General features: G+C 38.6%; 11 protein-coding genes. 5 read left to right on the forward strand and 6 right to left on the reverse strand.

All coding sequences use genetic code 11. The annotated features are described in order from the left end of the window. The first annotated feature begins 50 nt into the window (after window positions 1-50). From J0L69_09920 to J0L69_09940, 5 genes are all read left to right on the forward strand, one after another. The gene (locus J0L69_09920) at window positions 51-557 is read left to right on the forward strand and encodes a hypothetical protein (GenBank protein ID MBN8693503.1); all 507 of its coding nucleotides are present in this window, start codon (window positions 51-53) and stop codon (window positions 555-557) included. A 10-nt stretch (window positions 558-567) separates the two neighbouring features. Next, entirely contained in the window at window positions 568-804 is a 237-nt protein-coding gene (locus J0L69_09925) for a hypothetical protein (protein MBN8693504.1), read from the forward strand. Window positions 805-1391: 587 nt separating this feature from the next. Next, window positions 1392-2741, forward strand: coding sequence for a hypothetical protein (locus J0L69_09930; protein ID MBN8693505.1), 1350 nt, complete (start codon window positions 1392-1394; stop codon window positions 2739-2741). Window positions 2742-2756: 15 nt separating this feature from the next. Further along, entirely contained in the window at window positions 2757-3125 is a 369-nt protein-coding gene (locus tag J0L69_09935) for a hypothetical protein (GenBank protein MBN8693506.1), read from the forward strand. Window positions 3126-3138: 13 nt separating this feature from the next. Continuing rightward, the gene (locus J0L69_09940; protein MBN8693507.1) at window positions 3139-3855 is read left to right on the forward strand and encodes a hypothetical protein; all 717 of its coding nucleotides are present in this window, start codon (window positions 3139-3141) and stop codon (window positions 3853-3855) included. 134 nt (window positions 3856-3989) lie between these two features. On the opposite strand, the gene J0L69_09945 is transcribed toward J0L69_09940, so the two are convergent. The 6 genes from J0L69_09945 to J0L69_09970 are packed head-to-tail and all read right to left on the reverse strand — an operon-like array spanning window position 3990 to window position 15900. Beyond that, window positions 3990-5240, reverse strand: coding sequence for a patatin-like phospholipase family protein (locus J0L69_09945; GenBank protein MBN8693508.1), 1251 nt, complete (start codon window positions 5238-5240; stop codon window positions 3990-3992). A gap of 2 nt (window positions 5241-5242) precedes the next feature. Next, window positions 5243-5977 carry a hypothetical protein gene (locus J0L69_09950; protein MBN8693509.1) on the reverse strand — a complete coding sequence of 245 codons (735 nt, stop codon included), beginning with the start codon at window positions 5975-5977 and terminating at the stop codon, window positions 5243-5245. A gap of 46 nt (window positions 5978-6023) precedes the next feature. After that, the gene (locus tag J0L69_09955; protein MBN8693510.1) at window positions 6024-6554 is read right to left on the reverse strand and encodes a hypothetical protein; all 531 of its coding nucleotides are present in this window, start codon (window positions 6552-6554) and stop codon (window positions 6024-6026) included. Between the two features lie 2 nt (window positions 6555-6556). Further along, a complete protein-coding gene (locus J0L69_09960) occupies window positions 6557-7897 on the reverse strand; it encodes a T9SS type A sorting domain-containing protein (GenBank protein MBN8693511.1) in 1341 nt (446 codons plus the stop codon). Between the two features lie 46 nt (window positions 7898-7943). Further along, window positions 7944-8801, reverse strand: coding sequence for a hypothetical protein (locus J0L69_09965; GenBank protein MBN8693512.1), 858 nt, complete (start codon window positions 8799-8801; stop codon window positions 7944-7946). 1 nt (window position 8802) lies between these two features. Next, complete coding sequence (locus J0L69_09970) at window positions 8803-15900, reverse strand: VCBS repeat-containing protein (GenBank protein MBN8693513.1); 7098 nt, start codon at window positions 15898-15900, stop codon at window positions 8803-8805.

Here is a 15900-nt window from a genome sequence, read left to right on the forward strand (position 1 = left end):
ATTTATCGAACTTTAGCAAATAAATCTTTAAACAATTAAAACCAATACTTATGAAAAAACGAAATCACTTAAAACTGGATGTGAATTCACCTTATTACAGAGTGTGTTTATATCCAAGATGCTCAGAACCATTTATGACAACAAGCGGTCGGATCTATTGTTGCGATAAATGTGCAGATGACCACTACAATGAAAATAGAAAATTAAAAAAGTTAAAGCTAGGAAGGAGGATGAATGAATTCGATGATGACGAGCCAGTCATTATACCCATCACGCCCGGTATTCCTCCTTCAGAAAAAACAGAACCGGCTCCCGCCTTTGAGATTAATCCTGAACAAGTAGAAAAAAACATCGAAGTCTTTTCTAGATTGACCATTGATAAGAAGAATGGAACAATTTACAGCATCTCTTTTCTAGAAGAACTGAAGGTCGACCTCCGACATTACACTTACTTCTATCCGCTTTGCAATGTTAAGAATGGTTTCTGTGTAATGTTCGGCAACTTTCTAACCTTCTTAGTTTCGCCCCTTGAAGTATTAATTTATTATAAACCATAAAACCTAAAAAATGACTGCAAAAATTACTTATCCGGAAATTCAAAAACTGTATGGCGTACCTTTAGATCATGTTGCAAAGCCACATCAGCCTTTTAAACTCACTACGACACATTATGTAGTGGGTGGGGTTATTATTTGTTTAGCAGCATACGGCGCATACTGTATCTTTAAAGATGTGTCTTCTAAGTTTGAAGGCAAGACCGAATTCAAATTCAGACACAAAGACAAGACACAACCCGATGCTTAAACTAATTACTCTTCCAAATAAAAAGAGAGAACAAACGTTCTCTCTTTTTTTGCCCCTGTACTTTTTGTGCCGGTTCACTCTTTTGAAATTTTTGTGCCGGTGTAAACGGGCGTTTACTCCCGTTTACGGTTGATTTATCAAATTGGTGTTTCCCAATGGGTTACCCTCAATTATGCCCGTAAACTCCCGTAAATGCGGGTATCCGGAGGAAAACACCCGTTTATACCGGATAACGGGAGTTCTTTCGGGTCAAAATTTATATCCTAATATAAATTTCCCTTGATAAAAGGTTGTTTATAATTCGGTTTATTCATTTTATTAACACGTTTACAAAGGCAAAAAGAATAGATTATCTTTGATATAAGACAAACAAAAATTAGCGTATAGGAAAAATATAGAAACATAACATATTAGCGTAAGTAAAATTCTTAGCAACCCGGAAACCGCGAAATTTCAACTGCTGTACAAGAAAAACTTAAATGCTCACGTCAAGGCGTGGGGTTTAGTTTATTTGTACAGCAACGTGCTTCGCGGTACGTCGGGCGTGCAGTATTCTGAATTTCCACGCCGATTTATTTTATAACGACATGAGCCAATACTACAAATTAGATTTAATAAACGTACTTAACCATTGCACCAATACTGACATACTAAAAATGACAGAGGTGTGCCTTACTTCTGAATGGCTAAAGCAAGTTGTGATATCACAACCCGAATCGGTCCTTGCTAGGATTAGAGAAGATTTTAAACTTTCCAGTGATTACGAGGTAGCAGAATTAATTCACAGGTTAAATTCAATCGAATTATCGGATGTGCTAAAAAAATACTTGCATAGATCTGTAATGATGGATCAATTAACAGATATTAATCCCGACACAAGAGATGCTCTTATCAATTATAAGATGAACGAGGAGAGAAAAAAGTTTGTTGCAAAATTAGAAAATGCCAAAAGGATTTTCGATTCTGATAAAAACAATTATGAAAAAATCTTCGAATTATTGGAATTGAACACACCGAAGGTGTTTATCTCAGTCAACAAAGAAAAATCCACAGAGTATCGAGACGCTATTGTGTCTATGATTAATGATTTAGTAAAGCTAGAAATTGAAACAAGTTTTGGGGACAGATTTTTAGCAAAAATGAATGGTAAAAAAACCAACAAGAAATTGCCCGACAACATTAATATACGAAACGTACATGGTAATTCGGTTGTTTTTGATTTTTATGTAAAAAAGGGAAAGCAGGAAGTGACTTTTAATGGAAATGAATTACACGAAGCCAATCATTTTTTTGTTTTATGGATAGGTGATTTCATGGGTTTTGAAGATAGTGAAAGGCTTAAACAGTTGTACGCGATTAACGCAAAAAGCTTAATTCCTTTCATGGATGATCTTTACTTATATGATTCGATTTTTTGGGATGGAACAGAAGTTTGCGGCGTGCTAAATAATCAAGGTGATGTAATTCTTCCGTCGAAATTTAGTCAAATTGAAAGAATTGGATTTTCAGATTATTTTAAAGCCAACCGTTTAAAGCTGCATGGGGAAATAGAAGGAGAAGGTTGGGAATATTATGATAAGAACGGGAGAAGAGTAAATGGTGAGTTGATAGAAGGAGAGTTCGATGAAAAATACCACATGGATTTAATAAACAAATATAGATATGTTAAAGAAATAATTTGGACTGAGAAGGAATTGAACCACATGAAAACTATTGGTCAAAAGAAATTCTCAAAATGGTTTGAAAGTTTTGATGAGCTAAAAGACTTAACAGAAACAATAATGATTGATTATAAAACTGTTTACCGGAATCCAAATATAAAACATTACATCGTTAATGATTTTTATGTCTGCTTTTCCAATTTAAACGGCAAAGAAATGGTTGGTGTTGGTATTGATCCAGATTTGAATGTAGATTTTAATTTTCAAGAAGAATAAACTAAAAATAGAATTATGGTAAAGATAGAAAGAGGAATAATTGTAGCCGAAATAGACACTGATGATGTTTATGTTCACGGGGTGGGGAAAATATTCAAACTAAACATTGGGTCAATGTTTGAACGGGAGTATAAGAACAAAGAGCAGGTTCTGGGAGTTGAGATCGATAAAAAGTTCACTCTATGTCACGAATTTGAATTGAATGACGATAAAAAACTCTTTGGTTATATAATAAATAATGGATTTGGCAGTACTGCTATAAGAGTTCAAACAATAAAAGATTTTGATAAAAACACGCACTATCCATTTAATCATGATAAGGACTATTCACTTGGTGAGGAACTTGTAATTAAGAAAGAAAGTATTGTAAATTTTACTGACTAAGGAAAAATAATTAATGGGACTGAAGCAGCACCATACTCTAAAGAAAATAGTTAAGGCTCTTGTTAATACAATTGAAAGAGAATATCATACCAATGAAGCTACTTTCAAGCATAATTTCTTTTATCACCTGAAAAAAGAAGCGCCTGATCACATTGTAACTGTTGAAGAGAATATGATGAGACATACAAAATATAATGGTAGAGCAGATTTCTATCTAGCAGATCCTCGATCAAAATCATATAAAAATAATGTAGTGATTGAATTTAAGAATGGATGCTACAATAAAGAACAAATTTTAAAGGATATCAGAAAACTTGAAGGATTTCACAAACTTAATAATTCAATTTCGCCACTTTTCATTAATACTTTTACGACAAAGTTGGATTTTCTTAAATTCTTAGAATTAGTGGATGTATTTCAAAAAACTAAAGTCTATTCAATTGCCATTTGCCCTCAACTGGATAATTTTTTTCACATGAATGGACTTGAGACTGTAAAATTTCCTTTGGACAAAACAACTATTATTACGAGTAACGCAAGGCTTTTAGAACAAAGGATAATTCCAGAGAATGTTTCAACTATTAGAATCCCAAATTTGAAAGGAATGACCAAGTTTATTAATCTTTATCCTAATTCAAAGTCAAATGCTTACTATAAGCAAATGAACAGTGAAAAGAGAAAAAGCGGAGAGCCGCCATATATTAAGTTTGTACATCCCACAAGGCGATAAAACATTATCTTAAATAACGAGAATATCACTGTTTTTCGAGCTCATATTAAATTCAAAAACCTTGGTTCTATTTACAAATTACGGAAAAGGAAATGAAGAACCTGAAAAATATATCAGAAGATACGGAAAAGATTTTACGCATTAGCAGCCTTGTATGCTTCTGCAAGTCCTTTTCTAATTTGTTTGTATTTAGTCCAATCAAAAGTTCTTAAAAAGTCGGATGCTGCTTTTGCGCCTCTCACAAACAAATCAACTTTTGCTTCGTCCTTTATTCCAAAATCTAACCAGTTATGCCCATCAATATTTACCATGCAAATCAGCTTTTGAAAATCCGGATTTTTGAGTAGAAAATTGTAATCGTGTATATGCCTTGCGGAATCAAATATAGCTCCTAAGTATGGGAAAAATTTATCGGTTTTCTTTTCCTGTGTTCTATCTTCTCCAAGCTTTACACCCAAAGTAGGCGCATGTGGCACCTTAGTATGTTGATGAAATATATCAATCGGGAAATTAGACATAATCCCCCCATCAACAAATGTTACTTCAGTCGGCGTATTACCTACATAACCTGTCTTAATTTTCCAGTTTTCCCAGGCTTTTGCTCCTTGCGGTATATTTTTTATTCTAAAAGGAAAGAAGAAAAAAGGAATAGACATAGTTGCTCTTACGAAATCAGACGGACAAACATTTTCAGGCTCATGCCAAAAAAGACTCGCCATTTCCGGAAAAATAATTTTGCTCTCTGTTGAAACGTCGGCAGCAACTATTACAACCCTCTCAAATATTTCGGAGCTGTAAATAATATTTTTATCATATCGATTGAACAATCCCCCATTAGGACTTTTCTTTCTTAACTCCATTAAATCTTTTAATGTTTTTATTCCTTTTAAATGTAGTAATGATTTCATCCACATGTGAAAATTAGTTCCCGGATTCAATCCAAGATCATTATGGAAGTTATCAATTACTTGTAATCCCTTAATCGATAACTTAACCGTACCGGCATTTGTGATCAACGCTTCAATAAATCCGCGCGCATCTCTGTCTCCATCTACAAAATCATTAAAATTCTTGTTGCATATCTGTGCTAATATCCAATCCGTTTTTGCTTCGTGTATCGGTCCGGCGGCCGCCATGAGCATGGTGTTGATTGCTCCGGCAGATGTGCCTCCCAATTGCAGGAAACGTATGTTCATCTGTTCCAAAACATAAACATAGCCGGCCAGGGCTACCCCCAGTACCCCGCCGCCTTCCATAACTAGATCAACATATTGGTGTATTCCATCAGTAACATCAGACAATTCCTTCTCATGGATTTTTTCTTCTTTTAACTGCGAAATAATATTTAGGACGGCAGCTTCATTTGTAAATTGCTCAACTTTCATGTTTAGATTAAATCTTTTTCTTCAATCAAAGTGTATGTGAATTTGTTCCCGCCTGTATTTTTAAACTGTTCACATATGCCTATAAATTCTTCCTTTTGATACCAGTCTTCAAAAACCTGGCAACCCGCGCTGTAAGCGCCGATCTTATCTGTCTTAGTGATTTTTTTTGCGCCATGTATGTTGCATCCGAAAAAGCCGGTTTCCTCAACACCAAGATTCTCTGCAATGCCGTCCCTGTCATTATCCCTGTAAACGGTGATCTTGCCACCCGTTTGTACAAGTGCTTTATGATCTGCTTTTTTATGTTTTCCTAATTGGTAACAATTAACATATTGCCCGGGTTTCATAACGGCGCATCCTTTTACATTCAGTAATCTCACCGACTGGTAATAAACCCCTGGATCGGTTGTGATCACGTATATCTTCAGGCGTTCTTTATTTTTATCACTGTTGTACTGAGCCAAAGCAAAATTTGTATTACGACCTATTTTCCCGTCCTCTGCCAGTGCCTTGCCGTCTTTTCCTTTGTAAGCCCATTTGTTGAGCCACTTTTGTTTTTGCAGTACATTATAATTGGATGGGATCACAGGCTGTTTAAAAACAAGGCATAAAAAGTCATTGAAGATATCAGGGGCTTGAAGTGTTGTACGGATGCCGATTAGGTTCGGTGAATCTGAGAACCACTTATATTTTAACCTATCGATAGTCGTGTGAAATAAATCGGTTGTCAATTTCATAAATGATGGTAAGTGGTTTTTAATTCATTCCTAGTGCTAATGTTCTTTAATTATTTTCCGATAACAATACCGGGTTAGAAAACATATATCCGGAGTTTATTAATTGCAGCTGCTTTTCTGTGGGGTATTCGGTCTGCATTTGCCATAGGTCTTCTTCAACTTGAATGGCATTGTGATACTGTTTTTTTAACTCGCCGTCAATGATCCATCTATCGGATAATAAATAGATTCTTGTTTGGACCACCTCATCTCTTTTCAATTCAGAGTAAAACAACAGGTTATCAAACCAAAGTATATCAAAAAAAACATTGTATTTTTCTATTCCCAGTTTAGTTCCTTCGTGAATGAGCTTTTTTATCTGAGCCCTATTCTCGTTTTTTGTCAGAATAATATCTACATCCTGGGTATGTTCCCTCTTTCCATTCATTTTTTCTAAAAAACCACCGACAAGATAAATATCGAAGAATTTAGTTTCTTCCAGTTTAAAAAAATCGCATTTCCAGCTTTCGAATATTTCTCTGGTTGGCCATTGCCAATTTACGTCGGCTTCGATACTTCCATATTTTATCCTGCCCATATCTATTCTATTGATAGCTTACTGCTGTACATTGATCTTTTATCCTCGAGAAGAATACAGCTATACAATCCGGCTGCAAGATGAGAAAGGTCAATTTTGTTTGTTTCGGCAGTTAGCTCCTGCGAATGAACAACCTGGCCTAACGCATTTCTAACGGTCAATTCTCCCTTATTAATTTCTCCTTCGGTCTTTATACTAAATACTCCATTATTCGGATTGGGATAAATTTTCAGGTTAGCGTGGTCTTTTGTTAAAGAGGGTATTCCGGCTAGGCAGTCATTAATGCACACTATCCTTATTCGGTTATTCCATGAATCAGAAATGATGACATTACCCGACGCATTCACAGCAACCGATTGAGGATGGTTTAATTGGGCAATGGTAGCAAGCCCGCCATCGCCCCCGCCGCTTGCAACACCGTTGCCGGCAAAAGTTGAAATTATTCCGGAGGTACTCACCACTCTTACTCTGTGATTGTATCCATCAGCAATATATAGATTACCTGAGGCATCAAAAGCGATTCCTTCCGCGGCAATTTTTGCGCTGGTAGCTGGGCCTCCATCACCAGTAAAACCTGAACTCCCGGTGCCTGCATATGTCGATATAATGCCGGAAGTATTTACCTTCCTTACACGTGGACCGGTAACAATAAACAGGTTACCTGCTCCATCTACAGCTAAACTGCTTAATTTTTCTAAATCTGCGCTAGTTGCAGGTCCTCCGTCTCCCTGCCAGCCGGAAACCCCGGTTCCGGCAAAGGTTGTAATAATACCGGATGGATCTACTTTTCTGACTCTGGTGTTTCCTGCATCAGCTATGTAAATATTTCCGGATGCATCAGTCGCAATATCTTGTGGAAAATTTAATTTCGCGTTGGTTGCTGGTCCTCCATCTCCACTGAAACCGAATGTGCCGTCTCCAGCAAAGGTTGTAATAATTCCGGACAAATCTACTTTCCTGACGCGATGATTCCAGGTGTCCGCTATATACACATTACCTGAAGCATCAAACGCGACACCCCCCGGGGCCTTTATGTGAGCAAAATTGGCCGATGCTCCATCACCTCCGTATGTGGCGTTGCCTGTTCCGGCAAAGGTAGTAATAATGCCCGACGTGTTTACTTTGCGCACCTTGTTGTTATTCTGATCGGAAATATAAACGTTACCAGCTGCATCGGCAGCAACATAGAACGGATTTACACACTCCGCATTTACAGCTTGGCCGCCATCGCCACTATTGCCTAAGCTTCCGGTAAAGGCAAAGGGGTAAATGTTTTGGGCGTTAACTTTACAAAAAAGTATACACGCAATAATTAAAACTTTAAGAAATCCTCTTGCTTTCATTTCATATTGATTTTGTAATGCTACTCCAATGTCTTATTACTCTTAACTAATCACAACAATTCGTTGGAGAGAATGGGTTGAGAAAAAAATCTTCATGGTATAACCAAAGGATTCTTCTATCCAATCGATACATGTATTTACGGTAATTTATTAATTTAAAAAAGGAAACTGGGTATTGTAAAATAAATGAACGACTATCTATGTACTCATGATACATGCTTAATACTCCTCCTATAGTCTTCCCTAATAAAGCACCCACAAAATCTTTATTTACGACATAAGTGTTTACAAAATCGCATTTGTATTTTTCACTATATGAAATCATAACAGACGTTGTTGGTTCTTTAAAATTTACGCTTAAGAAGAGCAGTTCTTTAAATCTCAATGAATCATCCAATATTTTGATTCTTGTAACATCTTCGATTTTTTCCACAGATGCTCTCTTTCTAAAAATAGGTGTATTATTAGTGAAAAGTAATATTAAATCATTATTACCAACCAAAAGGTTATTATTAAAATTTAATAGCTCTTTTTTACTTTTTTTATCAATGCATTTCAACCTTCCATACCATATTGAGCTGTCAATTTGAGTTCTTTTTATAATACCTACAACACTATCAAAATTAAAATAAATGAGTGCATCAACTGGAGAAGTCATCACGATCTTATACCCACTTTTGCTATTTTTTCCTAAACTACCTCTCAAATTACTCAGGCTTACTCGCGTATAAATTGGACTCTTTATAGAATCAAATATGTTAAATGTGAGATCAGATTCTGGAAATCCACTTTTATTCAATAAAAATAGTTGATTTATTGAAGTGGTTTTTGTAAGCACGTTCTGAGCATAAACTTTTGAAACAAAAAGCACTAAAATAAATACTATTATTCTTCCTGTCTGCATTCTAATTCTGCTTCTTTCTATAATCAGTGGTTTTATGTTCCACTAATTTACCATTTTTCCCGTCAAATAGAAGAACAACACTCTGAGTTTTTTCCAAAGGCCCTCCAGTTAAAGCATTAAACTTATACTTTATCCAACCGCTTGCGGTTCCATTTGCAAACTCTTTCATATCAGTCATATTTAGAGAAGTGACTATAAAAGATTTTTCTTTTGCCCCTCCTACTTTTGCAGTCCCACCAAACGTGGTGCGATCAGTATTTAGAAAAACTGTACGATCGCCTCCGGTATTTAAAAAAGAAGCCCAATTTAAGGCATTATTAGCTCTTCCAAGTTCACATCCAGCCATAATAATTGTGGCAGTGCTACTTGTGTTTTCCTTAATTATGCTCTGTAACGCCGCTAATTGATCTTTAGCGTAATTAATAACTTTTCCTTTAACGTAATCATTGGGCCCTTTAATTGATCTTTCATCAAGAGTTTTAGCTGTAACCTCAGCCGTGAATCCGTACTTTTTTTCACCAACTATTAATGAGTATTCTTTCCCTCCTTGCGGTATTGCATGAGTAGCTATAACTAAATTCTTTATCTCTGTTGCTTTACCATCAACTTGATAGTTGTTTTTTATCCATTCTTTCGCCTCTGAAAAATCCTTAACCTGAACAACATCCCATCCTGATGCATAATCCTTTAATTGGTTTGAGTCTAAATTTGGGTCACCTTCTTTCCTTATAACAATTACCAAATTTCCTGTATTGTTATTTTGATTGGGTGGGCTATCCTTTTTTGACTCATTATCTTGATTTCCATCAATATCGTAATCATTAATTGGGTTATTGTTTGAATAGTTATAAGGCGAAAGATACATATAGTGTTTCGCCAAGGGATCGACAGAAATAAACCTACACGTCCAAGCGGCATAGTACCTTGCTCCGTAATAGTACAATCCACTTTCTTCATCTCTTTCTTTACCCACATACTGATATCGCTTTTTCGCGTAACTGCCAAAACTTGTTTCACCAAAAGGATAATATTCCTGGAAGTTCACTTCCGCGCCAATACTGTCTAACAACACCATGCTCGAGCCTATGTTATTATTCAGTTCGTATTTAATAGCTGGTGTGGGGTCACCAATTGCTGCCCCAATTCGTACGGTGGCTACGCGGCTTTGGTCATCCATAATGTGCACGGTATTTTGCACATCTGTTTCGTCGGTATAAAATTCAAAAACGCCATCAATGTAAATCCTTATCTCAAAAAGGCCACCCTGTTTTCGTACTATCTTTTTTACGCGTCGTCCTGATGAGTCGTACATGTATTGGGCCTCTACCGTAGGCTCCGATGTTCCAACCTGGTCTCTGAAAAACAAAAGTCTGTCCGCGGCGTCCCAGTCAAACTTCCGGTTTACATTTTCTATGATTTGGTTGCCGCAACTGTCATAAGTATATAAGTACGAGTTGGCGCCAATGTTAACACCGCTCAGCTTGTTCGTGCCGCTAGTGTAATTATAGGTTCGGGTAAAGGCATTGGTTCCTACCTGCTGAATTTGTTGGATGTTCCCGAGCTTATCATACGAATAATTGCGTGTATAAGCTACTGTTGTATTTGGCGTATTGCTTCTGGTCATATCCTGCCAGCCGGGAAAAGGATATGTAGCGCCTGTGACATTTTCCCTCCCAGTTCCCTGTATGATCCTGTATATGGCGTCGTAAGTAAAGTTTCTGTCAAGGCTGTTTGTACCGCCAACGCCACAGGTGCTTGTTCTGATGTTTATCTCAGTAATATTCCCAATCAGATCATTAATGTATTTATCATCCTGTTTGTTGGTTCCGCTCTGGTAAGCGCAGGTGATTGTATTTCCAACTTGAGAAAAGGCAAACGATTCGCTTCTTTGTCTTATTAAACGGAAAGTTAAAGTATCGTAAACATAACGTGTCATCACATCATTACCCATGGTCAGTAAAATCCTTTGTCCCTTTGCATTGTATGCAATATGTTTTACATAATCAGTTCCGTCATAATTCACTTTTTCAAGTGCCCCGGCATTGTTGTAAGTAGGTATGATGTCTTTCCTCAGTGAATTCACATTGGTCGGTAGTTTGAGTTTTGTAACTCTGTTTAGCGCGTCAAATTCTGAATCTGTTTCATAAAGGAACCCGTTTAAGATAGCAGGAAAACTAGTCCAGTCCACCAGATAAGCTGTATAAGTGTTGAGTGAAGGTTTAATAAAGCTATCGTCAATTACCTGCCTTATCTTCTTTAAAAGGTTTCCTTTAAAATCATATTCAATCATTTCCAAACGCCCGGCCTCGTCGTAATTGCGATACACTTTACCTTTAAGATTTTGAATTTGAGGATTGATAAGCCCGGAGCTGTCTCCGTATTGTATCACTGTCCTTAATCCTGTCGCATCTGCTGTTTTATTTCTTGCCCAGCCATGAGTAGGCCTTTGTAACACATCATAAGCACTTAACGCTATTGCACCCTTGGAATCGTGGCTTTCTATCGGTTTTCCTAAAGCATCAAATAGTACCGTGCTTAATCCTTTATCAATGTGTACCGTCTTTAACGGCGGTAAGGGCTGATCTTCTCCCGGTGTCCTCAAATCGTAAACGTGCTCAAATGCATTCCTGGACAAAGGATCTTTTACCAATAATAAATTACCACGTATATCATAGAAGTAATTCATTTCAATAGTATTATTATAATTACTATTGTCAAAATACTCTTTTGTCTTGATGGTTCTTCCGAGTGCGTCAACCTCAGCATTCTTGGGCGTGTAGTAATGTGTTGCCGGTACATTGCTGCCCGTAGGATTGGTTAACGGCGCAAGGTCATTGGCATCATAAGTAAAATTAATCCAGGGGGTGGGTAGAAATGTAGCGTTCTGTAAAATCGGATTGCTTGGAGCGTTCAAGGAATTGGGCACACCATAAATCACCCATTGCTCGCTGTTATCAGGGTTCTTTGTTTTAACCACTCTTCCGAGCACATCATAGAACATTTTTACTTTTACTCCAAACAAATCAGGCATCACGTAATCAAATCCCTTGTCAAAAAAAGGTTCATACTGTTCCACTACCTTTCCCTTATTATTGTATATTTTCCATCCGCTTACCACAACATTCAGCGGATCACCAGTTCCTCTTTCAATTCCAACAGCATTGGCGTTCTGGGTAGTCTGATCGGGAGGTAATCCGCTCGTGCCAAAGGTTTGATTCCCAAAAATAACATCCTCCGCCTGCACCCTTGTTTGCATCAACCTTCCAAATCCATCACTATACTCCACTTTTTCAATGGTTGGACTTATAGCACTTTGCTGATAATGTTTTTCGCGACTGATTGTTTTCACGAATACCGGATCACCGGTATTTTTAAATGCGAAAAAATCATATTCCATCCGCACCGAAGGTGCGTACTTGTCATAATATCCTCCGGTACTGCTTTTGTAATCTCCCTCAGTTCCTTTTCCTATCACAGCGGTAGCCCTCAGCAAACCAAGTGGCGAAAAATCAAATTCAGCATAATTTTCATTTACATCCCTCACTTCAAAAGGCTGCATCACACGGTAATCATACGCGGCAATGGTTTCAAGGTAATCCGTTCCGTTCAGCCACTGCTTGCTCTTAACCGGTAATACATTGTACATATCGTATTCAATCGTACTCAAATTGTCAAACACATCCTTGCTTTCCAGCACAAGTCCATAAAAAGGTGAACCAACTTGGAAGTCGTATTTTATTCTTGGACTTTCAGAATACCATCCGGTAACATACTCAGCACCAGTTTTTTTTACGTAGCCAAGTCGGTCAGAATAAGATCCTCCTTGAAGCAATCCTGCAAAAGCCAGAGGATAGCCTGCTGTTATGCCCCAATTGGGAGTTCCGGAAACAAAGCATTGCGGTGTACTTGTATAAGCAGCCCCAATGATCGCATCGGTTATTATCAATGTTTCACATCTTACCTGGGCTCCAAAATTCCCAATCTGCCCGTATGGCAAACCTGCAAAAGCATTCCCGTCATAAAAACAAAGTGTGCAGTTTATTATATCAAGATTCGTTTGGCTGTCGAAAACATTATCCCGAAGAGCAAAAATATTTTTATTGATCGCACTTTGCGTGGCATCGTACGCAATTTTTCTTTTTTCACGGTTCACCATATATTGTCCGGCACCAAGATCTTTGTATATAAAATCGCTAATGCTAAAGGTGGCTAGGTAATCGCCATTTCCTCCACTCAGAGGATTTGATCCGCGAGGCATACCCACACTCAGTTGCCCCTGTACTTGCCCGTATGCATCGTATTCTTTCGTAAAGCTGAAGTTGTGCATAGGGTCTGTTCCGCGTTCATATTGTGTTGTGCGCTGAGCAATGTTGAAAGGGAAAAATATATAACCGCCCCCTGAGGCGTAGCCCGAAGTTTCAGCCCACAACGGATCGGGCAAAAGCGCTGGATCAAACTCCATTCTAACACTGGATAGGCTTTCTGTTACAGTATAAGGCTTTTCTTCAAAAGAACTTCCGTCCAATCCGTATAATTCACTTCGCAATAATGTTCCTCTGAGCGTTCTCAATGCATCTCGTCTCGCTCGCCTTGGCAATTCGTTTAATAAGTTTGTCATTGAGAGCGGGCGTTGTAAAATATTAGCGTCGGCGGTCCAATACTCGTCGCTGAAATCGGGCTCTTTCCATCGGCTAAATCCGTCTCCTACCGGCCCTACATAGAACCAGCTCTTAGTAAGCGTTGGCGGACTATAAAACTCAGAGGTAACAGTATTAACATTTTCATCGGCAAAAAGGTCCTGCACATTAAATTTTTCAAAACTCTCTGTGTCTTTACTATCCACATGTGCAAAGCCCCTGAATTCCCGTTCTACACCATCCCAATAACCGTTATGGTAATTATATTCTGTTACTAATTTTCCGCCCGAAAGCAGATCAAGTACCTCAACTTTATTTACTACTTGCACAGGAAATGGCAATTGTGTTTTCCAACGCGTAATAGGTTTTAACTGGTCTCTTAGAAAATGGTATACAGATGAACCGTAAGCTACTCTTGTTAGGCTGCCCATATTATTGTTCATTTGTTCCAATACATAGGGCTTGTTGCCTTTGGTCATATCAAGAAAGAACATTTTCCCCGGTGTTCCGCTGTCTGGCCCAAAACTCCACAATAGGCCTGCCTGGCCTGTACCCATAATGTCACAGATCCGAATGGCATTTAAATTATACACTCTCGGTGTATTTGCTATTTTTACTCCTGCAGAAAACGAATTACCGCTTTGATTTACATAGAGTGTAATCCTGTTATTTTCTACAAAGGCAATATCCGCTTGTCCGTCTCCATCTAAATCCCCTAACAAGATCTGCTTCGGATCATATTGCTCCGGGAAAACCGGGGCGTTTTTCATGTTCACCTTTTTTCCAAAGCGTCCATAACCTAAATTAGGCCAGTATTGAACCCGTCCTGAACTTATCAGCACAATGTCCTGCATTCCGTCTCCAGTCATATCCGCAAACCGTATGCGGGGGTCTGAAAAACTGAAGTCGGCAAATGTTTTTGCAGCCGTTCTTATTTTATTAAATCCTTTTTCAGGATTATTATAAAAGCATTCAAACTTTGAACCGTTGCGTAAGACGTCTGTAACACCGTCACCATCCAGGTCTATTAACTGAACTTCCGGGTCGCCAAGGCTAAAAGATGGTGCTTGGGAATAAGGTCGAAATCCATTTTCTTCCCACACTTTTTGAAACGCTCCGGGGAAATATCCCGAGGTAAGCCCGTTCATTACTAAAAGATCAGTGCGCCCGTCGCCGTTTGCGTCGATAAAAGCGATTCCCGGCATTCCCGCTCCTTCTGCTTTAGCGCTTGGTACCATTTCAAAAGAAGGCGTAAGATTTAATTTTTTTGGCGGACCGAATTGTCCGTTACCTTTATTGGTCCAATACCTGGCCGCGCCATTGAGTTGTAAAAGATCAGGAAGGCCGTTTCCCGTTACATCCACCAGTTCATAACCTGGTTCGGCGAGAGAGTTCAAAGGAAGAGGGCCTGTTATTTCTTTAAGATCACGTTTAGCCGGATCGAACACCGAGTATCCAAATTCTAATGGAGGCATGAACTCGCTATCCTCTCCTGAGCCTGCCGAAGGATGGCCTTCTACACTCACCGATTTTAAAAGTGTAGCGCCGTTAAGCGGTAAATTTGTATCGTATTTGAAATGATAGGTTTTTGTTTTAATAAGAGAAACGGCGTTAGTGTATGTTTCCACCTTCACACATCGTTTAGTAGTTCGCACTTCAAAGCCTTGCTTGTAAGTCGAGTGAGGGTCGGGGCGTTCTTCGTAAACAAGATGTACCTCGCAAAGGTATTTTGTTAGCGAGCCTGCCAGGTACTGCGCGTATTTTATATTGGAAAGATAAATCTGATCATACACGTGCGGATCGTTTTTGTTAACAGGAGCAGAGACCAATTCGCGCGCATAATCGTAAAGGATCACATTTCCGAAAGGATCTTCGGTTTTGGTGAGCGCCCATGAAAAAATATTACTTCTGTTTTCCGGGTCAGCAACAATTGCCGGGTCGCCGCTCCCTGAGTTTGTCGAAGGGGAAGCACCCGGTGTGCCATACCAGCTTATCAACCCATCCTTGCTTCGCACCTCCCAATAATGTTCACCATTCGTTTTTTTATGTCGGATTATTCTTGCAAACAATCCCTCTGTGCGCGGACGATAAAAGGTCCGCTCATAGCCAATGTTTCCGGTAAGAATTTCTTTTTCAATTTTAACCGGCACAAGGTCTTCCGCTCCTGATAAAATAAAAATATCTGAATCATCCTTGTAGATGGGAATTCCTTTGGAAGTTTTTCGCATAACACCTGGTATTCCCAAAGCCCAGCCCATTCCAAAAACACCGTTTCCATTTCCTGAACTGTAACCTAAAGTCAATTCGGGCTGAAAGCCGTTTCTGCCGGGAGGCACAGCAATAGGCACTGAGAAGTTACCGGTACCGGTAAACAGGTCGGGAGAAAATTTTTCTCCAAGCCCGCTTTGAGCACCTCCGCCCTGTGGATTATTAATTACTGATGTACCCTTTGTATTCGACAT

It is taken from the genome of Bacteroidota bacterium, from assembly GCA_017303905.1.
Lineage (GTDB): Bacteria > Bacteroidota > Bacteroidia > B-17B0 > Aurantibacillaceae > JAHEYG01.

What these genes read in the sequence shown, in the direction of transcription:
- J0L69_09920 (MBN8693503.1), top strand. Translation starts at nt 51, where the DNA reads ATGAAAAAACGAAATCACTTAAAACTGGATGTGAATTCACCTTATTAC.
- J0L69_09925 (MBN8693504.1), top strand. Translation starts at nt 568, where the DNA reads ATGACTGCAAAAATTACTTATCCGGAAATTCAAAAACTGTATGGCGTA.
- J0L69_09930 (MBN8693505.1), top strand. Translation starts at nt 1,392, where the DNA reads ATGAGCCAATACTACAAATTAGATTTAATAAACGTACTTAACCATTGC.
- J0L69_09935 (MBN8693506.1), top strand. Translation starts at nt 2,757, where the DNA reads ATGGTAAAGATAGAAAGAGGAATAATTGTAGCCGAAATAGACACTGAT.
- J0L69_09940 (MBN8693507.1), top strand. Translation starts at nt 3,139, where the DNA reads ATGGGACTGAAGCAGCACCATACTCTAAAGAAAATAGTTAAGGCTCTT.
- J0L69_09945 (MBN8693508.1), bottom strand. Translation starts at nt 5,240, where the DNA reads ATGAAAGTTGAGCAATTTACAAATGAAGCTGCCGTCCTAAATATTATT.
- J0L69_09950 (MBN8693509.1), bottom strand. Translation starts at nt 5,977, where the DNA reads ATGAAATTGACAACCGATTTATTTCACACGACTATCGATAGGTTAAAA.
- J0L69_09955 (MBN8693510.1), bottom strand. Translation starts at nt 6,554, where the DNA reads ATGGGCAGGATAAAATATGGAAGTATCGAAGCCGACGTAAATTGGCAA.
- J0L69_09960 (MBN8693511.1), bottom strand. Translation starts at nt 7,897, where the DNA reads ATGAAAGCAAGAGGATTTCTTAAAGTTTTAATTATTGCGTGTATACTT.
- J0L69_09965 (MBN8693512.1), bottom strand. Translation starts at nt 8,801, where the DNA reads ATGCAGACAGGAAGAATAATAGTATTTATTTTAGTGCTTTTTGTTTCA.
- J0L69_09970 (MBN8693513.1), bottom strand. Translation starts at nt 15,900, where the DNA reads ATGTCGAATACAAAGGGTACATCAGTAATTAATAATCCACAGGGCGGA.